The organism is Burkholderia sp. CCA53, from assembly GCF_001685525.1.
In the GTDB taxonomy this organism is placed as follows: domain Bacteria; phylum Pseudomonadota; class Gammaproteobacteria; order Burkholderiales; family Burkholderiaceae; genus Burkholderia; species Burkholderia multivorans.
Genome location: NZ_BDDJ01000001.1, coordinates 3,037,871 through 3,058,513 on the forward strand (window position 1 = coordinate 3,037,871; position 20,643 = coordinate 3,058,513).

General features: G+C 67.2%; 21 protein-coding genes. 15 read left to right on the top strand and 6 right to left on the bottom strand.

Annotated features, from left to right (window positions below):
• Nucleotides 1-45: 45 nt before the first annotated feature.
• From fabZ to BCR55_RS14060, 5 genes are read left to right on the top strand one after another with little or no spacing between them, the layout of a single operon-like run.
• The gene (gene fabZ, locus BCR55_RS14040) at nt 46-513 is read left to right on the top strand and encodes a 3-hydroxyacyl-ACP dehydratase FabZ (protein WP_065494687.1); all 468 of its coding nucleotides are present in this window, start codon (nt 46-48) and stop codon (nt 511-513) included.
• Nucleotides 514-571: 58 nt separating this feature from the next.
• Entirely contained in the window at nt 572-1,360 is a 789-nt protein-coding gene (lpxA, locus tag BCR55_RS14045) for an acyl-ACP--UDP-N-acetylglucosamine O-acyltransferase (protein ID WP_006407701.1), read from the top strand.
• A gap of 3 nt (nt 1,361-1,363) precedes the next feature.
• Nucleotides 1,364-2,533, top strand: coding sequence for a lipid-A-disaccharide synthase (lpxB, locus tag BCR55_RS14050; RefSeq protein ID WP_035951116.1), 1,170 nt, complete (start codon nt 1,364-1,366; stop codon nt 2,531-2,533).
• On the top strand, nt 2,530-3,162 hold the full coding sequence (gene rnhB / locus BCR55_RS14055; protein WP_006402660.1) for a ribonuclease HII: 633 nt from the start codon (nt 2,530-2,532) through the stop codon (nt 3,160-3,162). Before lpxB ends, rnhB begins: the two co-directional genes overlap by 4 nt.
• Nucleotides 3,159-3,941 carry an RNA methyltransferase gene (locus tag BCR55_RS14060; protein ID WP_053297135.1) on the top strand — a complete coding sequence of 261 codons (783 nt, stop codon included), beginning with the start codon at nt 3,159-3,161 and terminating at the stop codon, nt 3,939-3,941. The genes rnhB and BCR55_RS14060 overlap by 4 nt, the downstream gene beginning before the upstream one ends.
• Before the next feature lie 94 nt (nt 3,942-4,035).
• On the opposite strand, the gene BCR55_RS14065 is transcribed toward BCR55_RS14060, so the two are convergent.
• Nucleotides 4,036-4,851, bottom strand: coding sequence for a pyruvate, water dikinase regulatory protein (locus BCR55_RS14065; RefSeq protein ID WP_006402662.1), 816 nt, complete (start codon nt 4,849-4,851; stop codon nt 4,036-4,038).
• A gap of 373 nt (nt 4,852-5,224) precedes the next feature.
• Here BCR55_RS14065 and ppsA point away from each other — a divergent pair, with 373 nt between their 5' ends.
• The 3 genes from ppsA (at nt 5,225) to BCR55_RS14080 (ending at nt 9,168) form a co-directional block, all read left to right on the top strand.
• Nucleotides 5,225-7,624 carry a phosphoenolpyruvate synthase gene (gene ppsA, locus BCR55_RS14070; protein WP_006402663.1) on the top strand — a complete coding sequence of 800 codons (2,400 nt, stop codon included), beginning with the start codon at nt 5,225-5,227 and terminating at the stop codon, nt 7,622-7,624.
• 123 nt (nt 7,625-7,747) lie between these two features.
• On the top strand, nt 7,748-8,182 hold the full coding sequence (locus BCR55_RS14075; protein WP_006407698.1) for an NfeD family protein: 435 nt from the start codon (nt 7,748-7,750) through the stop codon (nt 8,180-8,182).
• A gap of 38 nt (nt 8,183-8,220) precedes the next feature.
• A complete protein-coding gene (locus BCR55_RS14080; protein WP_065494977.1) occupies nt 8,221-9,168 on the top strand; it encodes an SPFH domain-containing protein in 948 nt (315 codons plus the stop codon).
• An 83-nt stretch (nt 9,169-9,251) separates the two neighbouring features.
• Here the strand turns inward: BCR55_RS14080 and smpB are convergent, their stop codons facing one another.
• Nucleotides 9,252-9,698, bottom strand: coding sequence for an SsrA-binding protein SmpB (gene smpB / locus BCR55_RS14085; protein WP_006402666.1), 447 nt, complete (start codon nt 9,696-9,698; stop codon nt 9,252-9,254).
• A 98-nt stretch (nt 9,699-9,796) separates the two neighbouring features.
• Between smpB and BCR55_RS14090 the strand changes: the two genes are divergently transcribed.
• Complete coding sequence (locus tag BCR55_RS14090) at nt 9,797-10,234, top strand: type II toxin-antitoxin system RatA family toxin (RefSeq protein ID WP_006402667.1); 438 nt, start codon at nt 9,797-9,799, stop codon at nt 10,232-10,234.
• A 4-nt stretch (nt 10,235-10,238) separates the two neighbouring features.
• Nucleotides 10,239-10,562, top strand: coding sequence for an RnfH family protein (locus BCR55_RS14095; protein ID WP_065494688.1), 324 nt, complete (start codon nt 10,239-10,241; stop codon nt 10,560-10,562).
• Nucleotides 10,563-10,605: 43 nt separating this feature from the next.
• Here BCR55_RS14095 and BCR55_RS14100 read toward each other — a convergent pair whose 3' ends face one another.
• From BCR55_RS14100 to BCR55_RS14110, 3 genes are all read right to left on the bottom strand, one after another.
• Nucleotides 10,606-11,589 carry a DMT family transporter gene (locus BCR55_RS14100; protein ID WP_006411595.1) on the bottom strand — a complete coding sequence of 328 codons (984 nt, stop codon included), beginning with the start codon at nt 11,587-11,589 and terminating at the stop codon, nt 10,606-10,608.
• 101 nt (nt 11,590-11,690) lie between these two features.
• A complete protein-coding gene (locus tag BCR55_RS14105) occupies nt 11,691-12,368 on the bottom strand; it encodes a glutamine cyclotransferase (protein WP_035488272.1) in 678 nt (225 codons plus the stop codon).
• Nucleotides 12,369-12,428: 60 nt separating this feature from the next.
• Entirely contained in the window at nt 12,429-13,649 is a 1,221-nt protein-coding gene (locus BCR55_RS14110) for a DNA-binding protein (protein ID WP_065494689.1), read from the bottom strand.
• Between the two features lie 111 nt (nt 13,650-13,760).
• Here BCR55_RS14110 and BCR55_RS14115 point away from each other — a divergent pair, with 111 nt between their 5' ends.
• The 5 genes from BCR55_RS14115 (at nt 13,761) to guaA (ending at nt 19,431) form a co-directional block, all read left to right on the top strand.
• Nucleotides 13,761-14,525 carry a DUF899 domain-containing protein gene (locus BCR55_RS14115; RefSeq protein WP_065494690.1) on the top strand — a complete coding sequence of 255 codons (765 nt, stop codon included), beginning with the start codon at nt 13,761-13,763 and terminating at the stop codon, nt 14,523-14,525.
• Nucleotides 14,512-15,363, top strand: a complete 852-nt coding sequence (locus BCR55_RS14120; protein WP_065494691.1) for a DUF2182 domain-containing protein — start codon at nt 14,512-14,514, stop codon at nt 15,361-15,363. Before BCR55_RS14115 ends, BCR55_RS14120 begins: the two co-directional genes overlap by 14 nt.
• Nucleotides 15,364-15,622: 259 nt before the next feature.
• Nucleotides 15,623-17,083, top strand: coding sequence for an IMP dehydrogenase (guaB, locus tag BCR55_RS14125; RefSeq protein WP_006402674.1), 1,461 nt, complete (start codon nt 15,623-15,625; stop codon nt 17,081-17,083).
• Between the two features lie 6 nt (nt 17,084-17,089).
• A complete protein-coding gene (locus BCR55_RS14130; protein WP_065494692.1) occupies nt 17,090-17,695 on the top strand; it encodes a hypothetical protein in 606 nt (201 codons plus the stop codon).
• A gap of 116 nt (nt 17,696-17,811) precedes the next feature.
• The gene (guaA, locus tag BCR55_RS14135) at nt 17,812-19,431 is read left to right on the top strand and encodes a glutamine-hydrolyzing GMP synthase (RefSeq protein WP_006402676.1); all 1,620 of its coding nucleotides are present in this window, start codon (nt 17,812-17,814) and stop codon (nt 19,429-19,431) included.
• Between the two features lie 294 nt (nt 19,432-19,725).
• On the opposite strand, the gene BCR55_RS14145 is transcribed toward guaA, so the two are convergent.
• Complete coding sequence (locus tag BCR55_RS14145; protein ID WP_006402677.1) at nt 19,726-20,613, bottom strand: helix-turn-helix transcriptional regulator; 888 nt, start codon at nt 20,611-20,613, stop codon at nt 19,726-19,728.
• Nucleotides 20,614-20,643 lie beyond the last annotated feature (30 nt).

The window sequence follows — 20,643 nt, forward strand, 5'->3', positions numbered from 1 at the left end:
GCTTTTGCTTCACCACCGCGCAGCCTCTGCGTGAGACGAACCATCATGAGCACTGAAAAAATCAATCTCGACATCCACAAGATCCTCACGCTGCTGCCGCATCGCTATCCGATTCTGCTCGTCGACCGCGTGCTCGAACTCGAACCGCACAAAGGCATCAAAGCGCTGAAGAACGTGTCGATCAACGAGCCGTTCTTCCAGGGCCATTTCCCGAAGCGGCCGGTGATGCCGGGCGTGCTGATCCTCGAGGCGCTCGCGCAGGCCGCCGCACTGCTGACGTTCTCCGAAGAGCAGCCGAAGGATCCGGAGAACACGCTGTACTACTTCGTCGGCATCGACGGCGCGCGCTTCAAGCGTGTCGTCGAACCGGGCGACCAGCTGATCCTGAACGTGATGTTCGAACGCTACATCCGCGGGATCTGGAAGTTCAAGGCAGTCGCCGAAGTGGACGGGAAGGTTGCGGCGGAAGCCGAGCTGATGTGCACGGTCAAGACGGCCGACGCGGCGCCCTGAGCGGCGCGGTACGCATCCGCAACGTAACGCGACACATCATTTCGAGAGGCAACGGCGCATGACCAGGATTCATCCCACCGCGATCGTCGAACCGGGCGCGCAGATCGACGAGTCGGTCGAAATCGGCCCGTACGCGATCATCGGCCCGCACGTCACGATCGGCGCGCGCACGACGATCGGTTCGCACAGCGTGATCGAAGGTCACACGACGATCGGCGAGGACAACCGCATCGGCCATTACGCGTCGGTCGGCGGCCGTCCGCAGGACATGAAGTACAAGGACGAGCCGACGAAGCTCGTGATCGGCAACCGCAACACGATCCGCGAATTCACGACGATCCACACGGGCACCGTGCAGGACGCCGGCGTGACGACGCTCGGCGACGACAACTGGATCATGGCCTATGTGCATATCGGCCATGACTGCCGCGTCGGCAACCACGTGATCCTGTCGAGCAACGCGCAGATGGCGGGCCACGTCGAAATCGGCGACTGGGCGATCATCGGCGGGATGTCGGGCGTGCACCAGTTCGTGCGCATCGGCGCGCACGCGATGCTCGGCGGCGCGTCGGCGCTCGTGCAGGACGTGCCGCCGTTCGTGATCGCGGCCGGCAACAAGGCCGAGCCGCACGGCATCAACATCGAAGGGCTGCGCCGGCGCGGTTTCTCGCCGGACGCGATTTCGGCGCTGCGCAGCGCGTACCGGCTGTTGTACAAGAACGGCCTGTCGCTCGAGGAGGCGAAGACGCAGCTGCGCGAGCTCGCGCAGGCGGGCGGCGACGGCGATGCACCGGTCAATGCGCTCGTCGCGTTCATCGACGCGTCGCAGCGCGGCATCATCCGCTAAGCGATGCCGCTGCCGACCACTCAGCTCCGGCTCGCGATGGTGGCGGGCGAACCGTCCGGCGATCTGCTCGCGGCGTCGCTGCTCGGCGGATTGCGCGAGCGGCTGCCCGCGTCGACCCACTATTACGGGATCGGCGGCGCGCGGATGATCGCGCAGGGCTTCGACTCGCACTGGCAGATGGACAAGCTGACGGTGCGCGGCTATGTCGAGGCGCTCGGCCAGATCCCGGAGATCCTGCGCATCCGCGGCGAGTTGAAGCGCCAGCTGCTCGCGGAGCGGCCCGACGCGTTCATCGGCGTCGACGCGCCCGACTTCAACTTCAACGTCGAACAGGCGGCGCGCGACGCGGGCATTCCGTCGATCCACTTCGTCTGTCCGTCGATCTGGGCGTGGCGCGGCGGGCGGATCAAGAAGATCGCGAAGTCCGTCGACCACATGCTCTGCCTGTTCCCGTTCGAGCCGGCGATTCTCGACAAGGCGGGCGTCGCATCGACGTACGTCGGCCATCCGCTCGCCGACGAGATTCCGCTCGAGCCCGACACGCACGGCGCGCGCATCGCGCTCGGCCTGCCGGCCGACGGCCCCGTGATCGCGGTGCTGCCCGGCAGCCGCCGCTCGGAGATCGCGCTGATCGGCCCGACCTTCTTCGCGGCGATGGCGCTGATGCAGCAGCGCGAGCCGGGCCTGCGCTTCGTGATGCCGGCGGCGACGCCCGCGCTGCGCGAGTTGCTGCAGCCGCTCGTCGACGCGCATCCGCAGCTTGCGCTGACGATCACCGACGGCCGCTCGCAGGTCGCGATGACGGCCGCCGACGCGATTCTCGTGAAGAGCGGCACCGTCACGCTCGAAGCGGCGCTGCTGAAAAAGCCGATGGTGATCTCGTACAAGGTGCCCTGGCTGACGGGGCAGATCATGCGCCGGCAGGGCTATCTGCCGTACGTGGGGCTGCCGAACATTCTCGCCGGCCGCTTCGTCGTGCCCGAGCTGCTGCAGCATTTCGCGACGCCCGAGGCGCTCGCCGACGCGACGCTTACGCAGCTGCGCGACGACGCGAACCGCCGCACGCTGACCGAAGTGTTCACCGAGATGCACGTGTCGCTGCGGCAGAACACCGCCGCGAAGGCGGCCGAAGCCGTCGCGCGCGTGCTCGACCAGCGCAAGAGGCGCGCATGACGGCGGGCCGCATCACGTTCGCCGATATGCAGGCGGGCTTCGATTTCAACCGCCCGGACGAGATCGTCTGCGGCGTCGACGAAGCGGGGCGCGGGCCGCTTGCCGGGCCCGTCGTCGCGGCCGCGGTGATTCTCGATCCCGCCCGGCCGATCGATGGGCTCGACGATTCGAAGGTGTTGTCCGCGAAGAAGCGCGATGCGCTGTACGAGTTGATCGTGTCGAATGCGCGCGCGTATTGCGTCGCATCGGCGAGCGTCGACGAAATCGACTCGCTGAACATCCTGCATGCGACGATGCTCGCGATGAAGCGTGCGGTCGAAGGGCTGTCGGTCCTGCCGACGCTCGCACAGATCGACGGCAACCGCTGCCCCACGCTGTCCGTGCGCGCGGAGGCGATCGTCAGCGGCGATGCGCTCGTGCCGAGCATCTCGGCCGCATCGATTCTCGCGAAGGTCACGCGCGACCGCATGCTCGTCGATCTGCACGAACGTTTTCCCGTCTACGGTTTCAACGTGCACGCAGGCTACGGCACCCCGCAACATCTTGCCGCGCTGCGCGAGCACGGCCCGTGCGAAGCGCATCGGCGTTCGTTCGCGCCCGTGCGCGAAGCGCTCGATCTGATTCGATGAAAGCCATTACGTCAAGGGACAACCCGCTCTACAAGCGCCTGAAGGCGCTCGCGGGTTCGACACCCCATCAGCGCCGCAGCGGGCAGGCGCTGCTCGAAGGATTCCACCTCGCGAGCGCCTATCTCGATACGGGCGCGATACCCGAGCTGTGCGTCGCGACCGAAGGCGCGCTCGGCCATGCGGAAGCGCAGGCGATCGTCGCACGCATCGACGCGCAGCGCATCGTGACGCTGCCCGATGCGCTGTTCGGACAGCTGTCGAGCGTCGTCAACGGCGTCGGCTTCCTGCTGCTCGTCGATCGCCCCTCGCAGCCGCTGCCGGCGCGCGTCGCCCATACGTCGGTCGTGCTCGACGGCGTGCAGGACGCCGGCAACGTCGGCTCGATCCTGCGCAGTGCGGCGGCAGCCGGCGTGCGGCACGTGTTCTGCGCGCCCGGCACCGCGTATGCGTGGTCGTCGAAGGTGCTGCGTGCCGGCATGGGCGCGCATTTCCTGCTGTCGATCCACGAGGATGTCGCGCCCGAGGCGCTCGCGGCGCGGCTCGACGTGCCGGTCGCGCTGACCGATTCGCACGGCGCGCAGGCGATCTACGACTGCGACCTGTCGCAACCGGTCGCGTGGGTGTTCGGCAACGAAGGCGCGGGCGTGTCGGCGTTCTGGCGCGACATCGCCGCTCATCGCGTGACGATTCCGCAGCCGGGCGGCATGGAGTCGCTGAACGTCGCGGCAGCTGCCGCGGTATGTCTGTTCGAGCAGGTCCGGCAGCAGCGTCGCGCGTGATCTCGCGCGCAGATCGCCGCGTCAGGGCGAGAACGAAAAAAGGCCGCGTCGAACGCGGCCTTTTTGCTTCCGGCGGGACGATCCGCCGCGACGATCAATACGACTGCCGCTCGAGGCGGATTTCCTGCAGGATCGTCGTCGCGATTTCCTCGATCGACTTGTGCGTCGACGACAGCCACTTGATGCCTTCGCGCCGCATCATCGCTTCGGCCTCGTTGATCTCGTAGCGGCAGTTTTCGGGCGCCGCGTACTTGCTGCCGGGACGCCGCTCGTTGCGGATCTCCGACAGACGCTGCGGATCGATCGACAGCCCGAACAGCTTGTCGCGGTGCGGCGCCAGCGCCGACGGCAGTTTGCCGCGCTCGAAATCTTCCGGGATCAGCGGATAGTTCGCGGCCTTCACGCCGTACTGCATCGCGAGATAGAGGCTCGTCGGCGTCTTGCCGCTGCGCGACACGCCGACCAGGATCACGTCCGCTTCCGACAGGTTGCGGTTCGACTGGCCGTCGTCGTGCGCGAGCGAGAAGTTGATCGCCTCGATGCGCGTCTTGTATTCCTCGGTGTCCGCGTTCTGGTGGCCGCGGCCCATCGCGTGGCTCGACTTCAGCTGCAGTTCCTGCTCGAGCGGTTCGACGAAGCGCTGGAACATGTCGAGCACGAGCGCGTTCGAGCGCTTGACGATCTCGTTGGACTCGCTGTCGACGAGCGTCGTGAACACGATCGAGCGGCGGCCGTCGTGCACGGCGGCTTCGTTGATCTTCTCGACGGTCGCGTATGCCTTGTCGAGCGAATCGACGAACGGCACGCGCACGAGGCGGAACTTCTGGTCGAACTGGGAGAGGATCGAATGCGCGAAGGTTTCGGCAGTAATCCCCGTGCCGTCGGAGACGATGAAAACGGTAGGCAGCATGAATCTGGACGTCGAACGTGAAGGGCGGTTGCGCGGGCGGCTCGAGGCCGCCCTCCAGACGCAGTGACAAGGTCGTGCCACATCCTGCAGCCGGCACGGTAGAATAGCGGCAACCTGTTGGATAAGCAATTGCGGGGGCGGGGCGCGTACGATGCCCGAGGCTTGCCGCGAGCGATTCGAAACTCCCGGCAAGTTCGGCGATTCATCTGCAAAATTCGCCTTTCTGCCGGGATTTTTGTAATCGGGTCGGAAGCCTTCGCGTCGGCGATTGTTTATCTAACAGGTTGCGCAAGACGCGCGGCGCCTTTTTGCAAGCGCCCGCGTTCAAGCCCACTTGCGCGATCGAGCATTTTTTTCACACTTAGGGGCTTGTATGACTAACGCAGCAAACGTCGCAAAGGACCAGGCGTATGTAATTCCGTTCGAGCAGTTGCGGATGACCGATGTGGAGATCGTGGGCGGCAAGAATGCGTCGCTCGGCGAGATGATCAGCCAGCTTGCCGAGGCAGGCGTGCGCGTTCCCACCGGTTTCGCCACGACCGCGCTCGCATTCCGCGATTTCCTCAAGCACAACGACCTCACCGACCGCATCGCGAAGCGTCTCGAGTCGCTCGACATCGACGACGTGAAGGCGCTCGCCGAAGCCGGCGCCGAAATCCGCAAGTGGATCGTCGACGCGCCGCTGCAGCCGCGCCTCGAGCAGGAAATCCGCGCGCAGTTCGAAGTGCTGCAAAGCGGCTCGCCGGGCGAGCTGTCGTTCGCCGTGCGCTCGTCCGCCACGGCCGAAGATCTGCCCGACGCCTCGTTCGCCGGTCAGCAGGAGTCGTATCTGAACGTCGTCGGCATCGAGGACGTGCTCGACCGCATGAAGCATGTGTTCGCGTCGCTGTACAACGACCGCGCGATCTCGTATCGCGTGCACAAGGGCTTCACGCATGCCGAAGTCGCGCTGTCGGCCGGCGTGCAGCGCATGGTCCGTTCGGACGTCGGCGCGGCCGGCGTGATGTTCACGATCGACACCGAGTCGGGCTTCAAGGACGCCGTGTTCATCACGTCGAGCTACGGTCTCGGCGAAACGGTCGTGCAGGGCGCGGTGAACCCGGACGAGTTCTACGTGTTCAAGACCACGCTCGCGCAGGACAAGTACCCGATCATCCGCCGCTCGATCGGCTCGAAGCTGATCAAGATGGAATTCACGCAGCCGGGCGAGCCGGGCCGCGTGAAGACGGTCGACGTGCCGCACGAGCAGCGCAACCGCTACTCGATCACCGACGACGACGTGATCGAGCTCGCGAAGTACGCGGTCATCATCGAGAAGCACTACCAGCGTCCGATGGACATCGAGTGGGGCAAGGACGGCCGCGACGGCAAGATCTTCATCCTGCAGGCGCGTCCGGAGACGGTGAAGAGCCAGGCGAGCGGCAAGGCCGAGCAGCGCTTCAAGCTGAAGGGCCAGTCGCAGGTGCTCGCGACCGGCCGTGCAATCGGCCAGAAGATCGGTGCGGGCCCCGTGCGCGTGATCCAGGATCCGTCGGAAATGGAACGCGTGCAGCCGGGCGACGTGCTCGTCGCCGACATGACCGATCCGAACTGGGAGCCGGTGATGAAGCGCGCGTCGGCGATCGTCACGAACCGTGGCGGGCGCACCTGCCACGCGGCGATCATCGCGCGTGAGCTCGGCGTGCCGGCCGTGGTCGGCTGCGGCGACGCGACCGACGTGCTGAAGGACGGCGCGCTCGTCACCGTGTCGTGCGCGGAAGGCGACGAAGGCAAGATCTACGACGGGCTGCTCGAGACGGAAGTCACCGAAGTGCAGCGCGGCGAACTGCCGGAAATTCCGGTGAAGATCATGATGAACGTCGGCAATCCGCAGCTCGCGTTCGACTTCTCGCAGCTGCCGAACGCCGGCGTCGGCCTCGCGCGTCTCGAGTTCATCATCAACAACAACATCGGCGTGCACCCGAAGGCGATCCTCGAGTATCCGAACGTCGATCAGGATCTGAAGAAGGCCGTCGAGAGCGTCGCGCGTGGTCATGCGTCGCCGCGTGCGTTCTACGTCGACAAGCTGACCGAAGGCGTCGCGACGATTGCCGCGGCGTTCTATCCGAAGCCCGTGATCGTGCGTCTGTCCGACTTCAAGTCGAACGAGTACAAGAAGCTGATCGGCGGTTCGCGCTACGAGCCGGACGAGGAAAACCCGATGCTGGGCTTCCGCGGCGCGTCGCGCTACATCGCCGACGACTTCGCGCAGGCGTTCGAGATGGAGTGCCGTGCGCTCAAGCGCGTGCGCGACGAGATGGGCCTGACCAACGTCGAGATCATGGTGCCGTTCGTGCGCACCGTGAAGCAGGCGGAACGCGTCGTCGGCCTGCTCGAGAAGTTCGGCCTGAAGCGCGGCGAGAACGGGCTGCGCCTCGTGATGATGTGCGAGGTGCCGACCAACGCGATTCTCGCGGAAGAGTTCCTGCAGTACTTCGACGGGTTCTCGATCGGCTCGAACGACCTCACGCAGCTCACGCTCGGCCTCGATCGCGATTCGGGCATGGAGCTGCTGGCCGTCGATTTCGACGAGCGCGATCCGGCGGTCAAGTTCCTGCTGAAGCGCGCGATCGACACGTGCCGCAAGATGGGCAAGTACGTTGGCATCTGCGGTCAGGGCCCGTCCGATCATCCGGATTTCGCGCAGTGGCTGACCGACGAAGGCATCGTGTCGATCTCGCTGAACCCGGACACGATCATCGATACCTGGCAGGCGCTCGCGAACCGGAAATAACGGTCGATCGCGTCGCTTCGACGAAAGGGCGGCTCGGCCGCACTTTCGTTGAAGGCAAAATGCAAGGTTCATGCTATAAACACCCCGGTAGATCCGGGGTGTTTTCGTTTGCAGGAGACCGCAATGATGTCGGCGCAGTTGTTCTGGTGGGTCGGAGTCGGCGTGCTCGTCGTGGCCGAGCTGCTGACGGGGACGTTCTATCTGCTGATGATCGCGCTCGGCTTCGTTGCCGGCGGACTGCTGCAGCTCGCCGGCTTCGCGCCGCACGTGCAGATCGGCGCGGCCGCCGCCATCGCGCTCGTCGCAATGATCGCGCTGCGCCGCTCGGGGCTCGGGCGCAAGCAGAAGCGCGATACGTCCACGAATCCCGACGTCAACCTCGATATCGGCGCGACCGTCACGGTCGGCGCGTGGCATGACGGCCGCGCGCGCGTCCAGTATCGCGGTGCCGAGTGGGACGTCGAGCTGGCGGCCGGCGAGCGCGACGATGCGCGCGTCTATCAGGTCAGCGCCGTGCGCGGCAACTGCCTCGTGGTCGTCGCGAAACCTGCGGGCTGATCGTCCGTGCCCGTGCATACAACAAGGAGGAAATGTCGATGGATTCGCTGATCATCTGGGTCGTACTGCTCGTCATCGCGATCGTGATCGTATCGAAGACGGTGAAGATCGTGCCGCAGCAGTACGCGTGGGTGCTCGAGCGCTTCGGCCGCTATCACGCGACGCTGTCGCCGGGGCTGAACATCGTGCTGCCGTTCGTCGACCGTATCGCGTACCGGCACGTGCTGAAGGAGATTCCGCTCGACGTGCCGAGCCAGGTCTGCATCACGCGCGACAACACGCAGCTGCAGGTCGACGGCGTGCTGTATTTCCAGGTCACCGATCCGATGAAGGCGTCGTACGGGTCGAGCAACTTCGTGCTCGCGATCACGCAGCTCGCGCAGACGACGCTGCGCTCGGTAGTCGGCAAGCTCGAGCTCGACAAGACGTTCGAGGAGCGCGACTTCATCAATCACAGTATCGTGTCCGCGCTCGACGAGGCCGCCGCGAACTGGGGCGTGAAGGTGCTGCGCTACGAGATCAAGGACCTGACGCCGCCGAAGGAAATTCTGCACGCGATGCAGGCGCAGATCACCGCGGAGCGCGAGAAGCGCGCGCTGATCGCCGCGTCCGAAGGGCGCAAGCAGGAGCAGATCAACCTCGCATCGGGTGCGCGCGAGGCGGCAATTCAGAAGTCCGAAGGCGAGCGGCAGGCCGCGATCAATCAGGCGCAGGGCGAAGCGGCCGCGATTCTCGCGGTCGCCGAAGCGAATGCGCAGGCGATTCAGAAGATCGCGAGCGCGATCCAGTCGCAAGGCGGGATGGATGCGGTGAATCTGAAGGTCGCCGAGCAGTACGTCGGCGCGTTCTCGAATCTCGCGAAGCAGGGCAATACGCTGATCGTGCCGTCCAATCTGTCCGATCTCGGCACGGCGATCGCGTCCGCACTGACGATCGTCAAGCGCGCGACGCCGGCCGCGGCCGACCTGCCGCGCGGCAACGGCTGACGCGCACGAATCGTCGAGTCGACCAAAACATACGGCCCGCTCGAAGCGGGCCGTATCGTTTCAGGCGATGTGCGCGCGCCGCGTCAGGCGCCGGCCCGCATGATGCGTGCCTTCTCGCGTTCCCAGTCGCGCTTCTTCTCGGTTTCGCGCTTGTCGTGCAACTTCTTGCCTTTCGCGAGCGCGATGTCGCACTTTACGCGGCCGCCCTTGTAGTGGAAGTTCAGCGGCACGAGCGTGTAGCCGCGCTGCTCGACCTTGCCGATCAGCTTCTTGATCTCGTCACGGTGCAGCAGCAGCTTGCGCGTGCGCACGGGATCGGGCTTGATGTGCGTCGAGGCTTCGGGCAGCGGGCTGATATGCGTGCCGATCAGGAAGATCTCGGCGTTCTTGATCACGACGTAGCCTTCCTTGATTTGCCCGCGCCCGGCGCGCAGCGCCTTGACTTCCCAGCCCTCGAGCACGAGCCCCGCCTCATAGCGTTCCTCGATGTGGTAATCGAAGTGCGCTTTCCTGTTGTCGATGATGCTCATGAAAGGATCGGGCCAACTCGTTTAAAATCACGATTTTAGCAAAGCGGGGCGCGGATCGCCCGGCTTGCTCTCCCACCTTCAGCGATGCCGCGCGATTTATGGCAGATGTCCAGAAAACCGTATTGATCCGTCATTCGGCGGAACAGATGTTCGACCTCGTCACCGACGTGGCCGACTACCCCAATTTCCTGCCCTGGTGCGGCGGTGTCGAGATTCGCCGTCAGGACGAGAGCGGGATGGAGGCGCGCATCGACATCAACTTCAAGGGCATCAAGCAGCACTTCGCGACGCGCAATACGCAGCAGCGTCCGACGCGGATCGACATGGACTTCGCGGACGGCCCGTTCAAGAAGTTCACGGGCTCGTGGCGCTTCACCGCGCTGCGCGCAGATGCGTGCAAGATCGAATTCTCGCTGCACTACGAGTTCTCGAGCATCCTGCTCGAAAAGATCATCGGTCCGGTGTTCAACCATATCGCGAACACGTTCGTCGATTCGTTCGTGAAGCGCGCGGACCAGCGCTACGGTAAAGGGTGAGGCGATGCTGTCGATCGAAGTCTGCTATGCGCTGCCCGACCGTCAGACGCTGATTCCGGTGTCGCTGCCCGAAGGCGCGACCGTGCGCGCGGCGATCGAGGCGAGCGGCGTGCTCGCGCTGCATCCCGAAATCGATCTCGCGCACGCGAAAACCGGCATCTACGGCAAGCTCGCGTTGCTCGACGCGCCGCTCGCCGATCACGATCGCGTCGAGATCTATCGGCCGCTGATCGTCGATCCGAAGATCGCGCGCCAACGGCGTGTCGACAAGGCGCGCCGCGACGGCTCCGTCGAAGGGCGCAAGTGGATGCACAAGGACGCGCGCTGAGCCGCGTGCGTTTGTTTCATTCGTCCGATCGAAGCGGCCGCGCTCAGTGCGCGGCGGCGTTCGGATCGATCGCGGCGCGCGTCGGCGTGTTGCCGTTACCGTCCGCATCGCCGTGCCGCCGCACCGACCCGTACACGCCCGCGAGCAGCAGCGCGAGCGCCGCGATTTCGAGCACGCGCGGCATGCGTTGATCGAAGATGAACGCATAGAGCATCGCGAACACCGTCTCGAACACGATCAACTGGCCCGACAGCGTGAGCGGCAGCCGCTTCGACGCCGCGTTCCAGAGCCCGTTGCCGAGCCACGACGCGCCGATCGCGAGGCCGAGGTTCAGCAGCCAGAACAGGTGCCAGCGCGACGCGGGCAGCGCGGCCTGCACGGTGCCGGCCGGCAGCGCGACGATCACGGCCCAGCCGAGCGCGCCGATCGCACCGGTCACGACGCCCCACAGCACCGACCATTCGTTGCCGTCGAAACGATGATGGCGCTGCAGATAGCGCGTGTTGGCGACCGCATACCAGGTCCAGCTCGCGAGCGCGCCGGCCGCGCAGGCGATGCCGGCGAGCTTTTGCGCGAGCGTCGTCGCGTGCGCCGCTTCCGACGTGAACAGATCGACGTTGATGCAGGCGATGCCGGCGACGACGAGCGCGAGCGGTGCGGCAAGCCGCCGCAGCGGCACCGCGCCGCGGTCGCCGAGCCCTGCGAGCGTGACGGTGACGGGCAGCACGCCGACGATCAGCGAGCTCGGCGCGATGCCGATCAGATGCACGGCTGCCGACAGCAGCATGTAGTACGCGACGTTGCCGACGAGCGCGAGCTTCGCGAGCGCGATCAGGTCGCCGCGCGTGAGCCGTGCGAGCAGCGAGCGCGCCGCCGGCAACGCGGCGGCCACCGACACGAGCCCGTACATCGCGTAGCGGCCGACACTCAGCAGCAGCGGCGAGAAGTCGGTCAGCAAACGCGGAACGAGAAAGACCATGCCCCACATGGCGCCCGCGAGGACGCCGTACACCACACCGCGCTGCATTCACTGCTCCCGACGAATTACTGACGAGCGCGCATGGTAGCCGCGCTCGTGCGGCCGCGTCTTGTCCATTCCTGCACTCGCGGCGCGGTGCGCGATTCGCGTCAGTCGTCGGTGGATTCGCGTTGCGCGTCGTCCGGCGGCGCTGTTCGCGCCGGGCGACGTACGACGCGCAGCTTGCCGCTGTTGCCGCCGCCGCAGAAAAAGCGCTCGCCGCCGTCCGATTCGAGCCCCGACACGCCGACGCCGTCGGGCAGGTCGAGTTGCTCGAGCACGCGGCCCGACTCAGGATCGATGCGTCGCAGCTCGCTGCGGTCGGCTTCCCAGGTACCGTGCCACAGCTCGCCGTCGACCCAGGTGACGCCGGTCACGAAGCGGTTCGACTCGATCGTGCGCAGCACGGCGCCCGACTGCGGATCGACCTGATGAATCTTGCGTTCGCGGTACTGGCCGACCCACAGCGTGCCTTCGGCCCACGCGAGACCCGAATCGCCGCCGCCGCCCGGCGCGGGCAGCGTCGCGAGCACGCGGCCCGATTCGGGGTCGATCTTCTCGATGCGGTCTTCGACGATCTGGAACAGATGACGGCCGTCGAACGCGGTGCCCGCATGCGCGGCGACGTCGATCGTGCGAACCGTCGTGCCGCGCTCCGGATCGAGCGCGTTGAGTTTGTCGCCGGACGCGAACCAGATCCGCTGTCCGTCGAACGTGACGCCGTGCACGCCGTCGACGCCCGGAAACGGGCCGTATTCGCGAAGAATGTCTGCTTTCGATCGTGTCATCGTGATCACCTTGTCGTTCGGTCGGCCGGTCGCCGGGGCGGTTCGTCATGCAAGTCGATCCTAGTCGCCCGCGACCGGCATCGGGAGTAACAACGTCGTCGCGAATCCCGGCAGCGGCGGCGTGGTCCAGCGGCGCGCGCGGCCGCGCCCGAACGCGTGCGCCTTGCCTGCTTCCGCGAGTGCGTCGAGCGCGCGCTGCACGGTGCGCTGGCTCGCGCCGAGCGCGAGCGCGAGGGCGGAGCTCGACCATGCTTCGCCGTCGGCGAGCAGCGCGAGCACGTCGGCATGGCGGTCGTCGACCGGGCGCGCGAGCACGGCGACGTCGCGCGTGCCGAGCGGTTCGAGCGCGAATCCGCGCGGCGTCGCGGTGACGTTCGCAAGCGGGCGCAGCAGCGCGCGCAGCCGGCCGATTTCGACGCGCAGCCGCGCGCGATGCGTGTCGTCAGAATGCCGTGTGCGAAACGCGGCGGCGATCAGCGCGTCGCGCGGCACGTCGGCCGGCCACGCTTCGCCGAGCACACGCGCGAGCACGAACAGCACCGGGCGGCGCGCGAGCGGCACCGTCGTGCGCGGATCGCGCACCGTGTATCGGCACGCGTCGACGACGAGCGCGTTGGACGCGAACAGCGCCTCGACGTCATCGAGTCCCACGGCGCGCGACGTGTGCTGCGCGACGAGCCGCGCGGCAGGCGCGGCCAGCATTCGGCCGGCGGCGTCGATCTCGGCGGTCAGTGCGGCGATGCCGGCAGCCAGCGCAGCCTCGCGTGCGCGTGCGAGCGCCGCGCGTGCCGCGTGGGCGCGCACGCGGCGCATCGCGATGCCGGCCGCGATCAGTTCGTGCGCCGCGCGCGACGCGGCCGGCAGCGGCGTCGGATCGAGCGTCGCGAGCCGGCGTTCGGCTTCGTCGACGCGGCCGATCAGCAGCAGGCGCCGCACGCCGACATGGCGCGCGAGTGCGGCATTGGCGCGATCGCCGTGCGCGTCGAGCGTCGTGCACGCGGCGTCGAGCGCGCGCGACGGCCAACCGAGGTCGCGCGCCGCGAGCGCGATTTCCGCTTCCGCGACGACGCAACGCGCACGCGCGACGACTTCCCGGGCGCCGAATGCGCGGGTCGCCGCGCGCACCAGCGCACGCGCACGCTCGAAGTCGCCGAGCTGCGCGAGCGCGATGCCGCGCAATGCGAGCGCCGGCGCATCGTCGCGCAGCGCGACGCGGTTCAGCGCGCCGAGCGCGTCACCGCCCGCGAGCGCGCGTGCGGCCGCGGTAATCAGCGAATCCATCGGAATCCCGACACACTTGTCACTCCCTCCGGCGATGCGACGGCTCCTAATCTAGCACCACGCACACGGCCGCCGGCCGTGCCCGATACCGATCGACAGGAGGAAGCTACGATGACGACCCATCTCACCGGAACGCGCGACGAATGGCTGGCCGCGCGCCGTGCGCTGCTCGACGCCGAAAAGGCGCTGACGCGGCAAAGCGACGAACTCGCGCGGCGGCGTGCGGCGCTGCCGTGGGTGCGCGTCGACAAGACCTACCGGTTCGACACCGAGGACGGCCCGGCGACGCTTGCGGACCTGTTTCGCGGCCGCTCGCAACTGCTCGTCTACCACTTCATGTTCGGCCCCGACTACAAGGCAGGCTGTCCGTCGTGCTCGGCGCTCGCCGACGGTTTCGACGGATTCGTCGTCCACCTCGCGCATCACGACGTGACGCTGACGGCCGTCTCGCGTGCGCCGCTCGAGAAGCTGCTCGGCTATCGGCGGCGAATGGGATGGACGTTTCCGTGGGCGTCGTCGGCGGACAGCGATTTCAACTTCGACTTCAACGTGTCGTTCACCGAGGCGCAGCAGCGCGCGGGCGACGTCGACTACAACTATGCGCGCGGCAAGCACGCGATGGACATGGATCCGCCGCCTGCGCCGGTCGCGCAGTTCGCGGCAACCTGCGGTACCGATGCGCGGACCTACGCGCGCGACCGGCCGGGGATGAGCGCGTTCGTGCGCGAGGACGATGCGATTTATCACACGTATTCGACGTACGCGCGCGGGCTCGACGCGCTGTGGGGCATGTACGCGTGGCTCGATCGTGCGCCGCTCGGACGCAACGAAACCGGCATATGGTGGCGCCGGCACGACGAGTATGCGCAGCGCTGAGCGCGCGGCGTCGCCGACCGACGACGAGCCCGCGATGAACGCGCGCGCGACAGGCCGCGAGCGGCAAGCATTCGGCGCGGTGCTGGCTGCCGTATCGGCAACGGCCGTGGCCGTGCTGCTGAACCGGCACGCGTCGATGGACGCGATGGGCGGCGGCATCGCGGCAGGCGGCTGGCTTGCGCCGGCCGCGTGGGGCCATCCGTGCGGATGGCGCGCGGACCGTGCGCTCGCCGCGTTCGCCGGAATGTGGGGCACGATGGTCGTCGCGATGATGCTGCCGGTGCTCGCGCCTGCGCTGTGGCATTACCGGCAGCTGATCGGCGCGCACGTGCCCGGGCCTGCGCATCGGACGGCGCGCGTCGCGATCGCGGGCGGTGCGTATTTCTCGGTATGGATGGCGATCGGCGTGCTCGTCTGGATGGCGGGCGACGTGCTTGCAGCGGCGGCGCTGCGGCTGTCGGCGCTCGCGTATGCGCTGCCGTTTGCGAGCGGCGCGACGGTCTTCGCGGCGGGCACGCTGCAGTTGACCGGCTGGAAGCGCCATCGCCTCGATTGTTGCCGCAATGAGCCGGTCGGCGCGTCGGCACCGCGTGCCGACGCCGCCGATGCGTGGCGGCACGGCATGCGTATCGCGCTGCACTGCGCCGCCTGCTGCGGCAATCTGATGACCGCGGCGCTGGCGGCCGGCGCGATGGACCTGCGCGTGATGGCGGTCGCGACTGCGGCGATCGCGGCCGAGCGGCTGCTGCCGCACGGGCATCGCGTGGCACGGATCGTCGGCGCGGCGATGCTCGTGGGCGGGGTCGCGATGCTCGCGAGTGCAGCCGGCGCGATATAGAGGGGGAGGACATTGGCACGCGTCGGGACGCGACTCGACCGGCGCGCGGCCGGCACGCCGGTCCGCCGATGCGGACCGGGCCGTCCGATTGCGCGAACGGGGCGATGCGGGGCCGAAACGAAAGGCGATCGAAAACGAAGCGAACGGCGATTCGAACGATTCGGCCCCGGAACGGCGGAAAACGGCTAAGCCGTTGTTCGTGTTGTGAAAATTCGCCGCGCTTCGCGTATAATTCGCTTTTGCGCCCATAGGATTTGCCATGCGTCTGATCCAAAAAGCACTCACGTTCGATGACGTGCTCCTCGTCCCGGCCTTCTCCGACGTTCTGCCGCGCGACACCAGCCTCAAGACCAAGCTGACCCGCAACATCTCCCTGAACATGCCGCTCGTGTCCGCCGCGATGGACACGGTCACCGAAGGTCGCCTCGCGATCGCGATGGCGCAGCAGGGTGGCGTCGGCATCATTCACAAGAACCTCACGCCGGCCGAACAGGCGCGCGAGGTCGCGAAGGTCAAGCGCTTCGAGTCGGGCGTGGTCCGCGATCCGATCACGGTGCCGCCGCAAATGAAGGTGCGCGACGTGATCGCGCTGTCGCGCCAGCATGGCATCTCGGGCTTCCCGGTCGTCGAAGGTCCGCAACTCGTCGGCATCGTCACGAACCGCGACCTGCGCTTCGAAACGCGCCTCGACGAACCGGTCAAGTCGATCATGACGCCGCGCGAGCGTCTCGTCACCGTCAAGGAAGGCACGCCGCTCGCGGAAGCGAAGGCGCTGATGCACAGCCACCGCCTCGAGCGCGTGCTGGTCGTCAACGACGCGTTCGAGCTGCGCGGCCTGATGACCGTCAAGGACATCACGAAGCAGACCGAGCACCCCGACGCGTGCAAGGACGAGCACGGCAAGCTGCGCGCAGGCGCGGCGGTCGGCGTCGGTCCGGACAACGAAGAGCGCGTCGAGCTGCTCGTGCAGGCGGGCGTCGACGTGATCGTCGTCGATACCGCGCACGGCCACAGCAAGGGCGTGCTTGAGCGCGTGCGCTGGGTCAAGCAGAAGTTCCCGCACGTCGAGGTGATCGGCGGCAACATCGCGACGGCCGCCGCCGCGAAGGCGCTCGTCGAATACGGCGCGGACGCGGTCAAGGTCGGTATCGGCCCCGGCTCGATCTGCACGACGCGCATCGTCGCGGGCGTCGGCGTGCCGCAGATCAGCGCGATCGCGAACGTCTCGGAAGCGCTGAAGGGCACGGGCGTGCCGTGCATCGCCGACGGCGGCGTGCGTTTCTCGGGCGACGTCGCGAAGGCGCTGGCCGCCGGCGCGAACGCCGTGATGATGGGCAGCATGTTCGCCGGCACCGAAGAAGCGCCGGGCGACGTGTTCCTGTATCAGGGCCGCCAGTACAAGTCGTACCGCGGCATGGGCTCGGTCGGTGCGATGAAGGACGGTGCGGCCGACCGCTACTTCCAGGACAACTCGGCGAACATCGACAAGCTCGTGCCGGAAGGCATCGAAGGCCGCGTCGCCTACAAGGGCTCGGTCAACGCGATCCTGTTCCAGCTGGTCGGCGGCGTGCGCGCGAGCATGGGCTACTGCGGCTGCCGCACGATCGAGGAACTGCACGAGAAGGCCGAATTCGTGCAGATCACCGCGGCGGGCATGCGCGAGTCGCACGTGCACGACGTGCAGATCACCAAGGAAGCGCCGAACTATCACGTGGACTGATCGCCGATGAAACCGCTGCTGCGAGCCGTGCTGGTCGTCGATGCCGTGCTGCTGCTGGCGTTCGGGCTGCTGTTCGTGCTGACGCCGTGGCATGCGCTGTTCAACGCGCTGCAACTGGCGAACGTCGAACCGGCGATGCTCGGCCAGGCCTTCGGCATTGCGCTGCTCGGCCTCGCGTGGCTCGCGTTTCATGCGGCGGTCAACGGCGATCTGACGGCGCCCGTCGCCCGCGCGGTCGGCCATGTGAACTGGCTGACCGGCGTGTTGACGGTCGTCTGGTCGATCGGCACGGGCAGCGGTCCCGCGCTCGCCGCGGCCGGCAGGGTGCTGTCGGCGATCGCCGGCGTCGTGCTGATCGTGCTCGGCCTCGGCGGTGTGCGACTCGCGTCGGCCGTGCGGCGGCGCGAGCGCGCGCAGGCGCTCGACGCGCGTGCGCCGCAGCGCACCGCGGAGCCCGTCGTCGAGCGCGCGCCGCAGCGGGCCGAGCCCGTCGTCGTCCGGCCGTCCGCGCCGGTGCCGCCGTCGTCGGCTGTTCCGCCCGTCGCGCCGTCCAGGCCCGGCTCGTCGTCCGGCACCGTCGCGCTCGACGAGCGCCCGCCGACGCAGGATTGACCGGCGATGCGTCGCGCGTGCCGTCCGCCGCCCGACGTCGCCGTCCATGCTATTGACGCAGCGCAGGTTCGATCGAACGCGCTGCTTTTCTTATTCTCATCATCCCGTCCGCAGCCATGCACGACAAAATCCTGATTCTCGACTTCGGTTCGCAAGTCACCCAACTGATCGCGCGCCGCGTGCGCGAAGCGCACGTCTACTGCGAAATCCATCCGAACGACGTGTCCGACGAATTCGTCCGCGAATTCGCGCCGAAGGCCGTGATCCTGTCGGGCAGCCACGCGAGCACGTATGAGGACCATCAGCTGCGCGCGCCGCAGGCCGTGTGGGATCTCGGCGTGCCGGTGCTCGGCATCTGCTACGGGATGCAGACGATGGCCGTGCAGCTCGGCGGCAAGGTCGAGTGGAGCGACCATCGCGAATTCGGCTACGCGGAAGTGCGTGCGCACGGCCATACGCGCCTGCTCGACGGCATCGAGGATTTCACGACGGCCGAGGGCCACGGCATGCTGAAGGTCTGGATGAGCCACGGCGACAAGGTCGCCGAGCTGCCGCCGGGCTTCAAGCTGATGGCGTCGACGCCGAGCTGCCCGATCGCCGGGATGGCCGACGAGGCGCGCGGCTACTACGCGGTGCAGTTCCATCCGGAAGTCACGCATACGGTGAAGGGCCGCCAGATGCTCGAGCGCTTCGTGCTGCAGATCGCCGGCGCGAAGCCCGACTGGATCATGCGCGACCACATCGAGGAAGCGGTCGCGAAGATCCGCGAGCAGGTCGGTGACGAGGAAGTGATTCTGGGCCTGTCGGGCGGCGTCGATTCGAGCGTGGCGGCCGCGCTGATCCATCGCGCGATCGGCGATCAGCTGACCTGCGTGTTCGTCGACCACGGGCTGCTGCGTCTGAACGAAGGCAAGATGGTGCTCGACATGTTCGAAGGCCGTCTGCATGCGAAGGTCGTGCACATCGACGCGTCCGAGCAGTTCCTCGGCCATCTGGCCGGCGTGACCGATCCGGAAGCGAAGCGCAAGATCATCGGCCGCGAGTTCGTCGAGGTGTTCCAGGCCGAGGCGAAGAAGCTGTCGAACGCGAAGTGGCTCGCGCAGGGCACGATCTATCCGGACGTGATCGAGTCGGGCGGCGCGAAGACGAAGAAGGCGACGACGATCAAGAGCCACCACAACGTCGGCGGCTTGCCCGAGACGCTCGGCCTGAAGCTGCTCGAGCCGCTGCGCGACCTGTTCAAGGACGAAGTGCGCGAGCTCGGCGTCGCGCTCGGCCTGCCGCCGGAGATGGTGTACCGCCATCCGTTCCCGGGCCCGGGCCTCGGCGTGCGGATCCTCGGCGAGGTGAAGCGCGAGTACGCGGACCTGCTGCGCCGCGCGGACGCGATCTTCATCGAGGAGCTGCGCAACACGGTCGCGACCGCGCAGGATGCGGCTGCCGGCCTGTGCGGCGAAGCGGACGTCGGCAAGAGCTGGTACGACCTGACGAGCCAGGCGTTCGCGGTGTTCCTGCCGGTGAAGTCGGTCGGCGTGATGGGCGACGGGCGCACGTACGACTACGTGACGGCGCTGCGCGCCGTGCAGACGACGGACTTCATGACGGCGCACTGGGCGCATCTGCCGTACTCGCTGCTCGGGCGTGTGTCGAACCGGATCATCAACGAAGTGCGCGGGATCAATCGCGCGGTGTACGACATTTCGGGGAAGCCGCCGGCGACGATTGAGTGGGAGTGAAGTCACGCCCCTCGAGGACGCTCGCAAAACGCTCGTGACGTGCTGATTCAATGAAAGGCACGTCACGGCTGCTATCGGCAACGATCAGCCGCTATCGCCGGCCGGCAGAACAGGCCGGCTGTAGCGAAGTCGACGAGAACCGAAAGCCGGATCGTCAAGATCGTCCGGTTCACTATCGCCTTAAATCCGTCTTCGACGACGGTACAGGTCTCCTCTGAGAACCTGTCTCGTGCAATCTCAAGCCCAAGCCCGCGATTGCCCCGGCTTAAGAGGGCAGCGGAACACTCGACGGTCTCACCGACCATTACCTTCCACGTTCGCGATGGCCCCTCCGTTCACCGGCGGCGAGCGGTGTGCCACCAACCCGATCTGCGATGCGATCTTCTCTAGATCCGCCCGCGTCGCCGGGTTGTAGACGCACATGCTGAGATCGGTCCGGCCGTCGACCGAGAACGTCGAGTATTCAAACGCAAGCGGCCCGAGCACCGGATGGCGAATGCGCTTGACGCGCTCGCCGTGGATTTCGCGGACATCGTTGTCACGCCACATCGCCCTGAATTCGGGACTCAGCCGCGACAGCTCGTCGACGAGCGGTTCCACCTCCGTCGCCGCACCCGCACGCGCCGCGTCCACGCGGAATGCACCGATGACGTGGCGCGCGACACTCTCCCAGTCATATTGCACGGCGCGCGCACGCGGGTCGAGGAAGATCGTGCGCAGTACATTGCGCTGATGCGGCGGCAGCGATCCATAGTCGCCCAGCATGACAGTCGCCGCCCGATTCCAGGCAAGGACGTTCCAGGTCGCCGTCCGAATCAGGGCGGGGCTCGGATCCAGTGCGTCGAGGACGCGCTGCAGACGCGGCGTGACGCCGTCCGTCTCGCGATAGCGCGCCACCGGAGGCCGCCCAAGGCCGAGCAGGAAAAGATGCTCGCGCTCGACGTCCGTCAGCATCAGGGCCTGCGAAATGCGGTCGAGCACGTCGGCCGATGGCGCGCCGCCGCGACCCTGTTCCAGCCAGGTGTACCAGGTGGGACTGATATTCGCGCGCTGCGCCACTTCCTCGCGGCGCAGCCCCGGCGTGCGCCGGCGCCCCGCGGGAAAGCCGAGCGCGACGGGGTCGAGCTTCATGCGCCGGTCCCGCAGATACGTCCCGAGCAGGTTTTCGTTCGCCTGTTCCACGTCGATCCTGTTAATCAATTTAATATGATA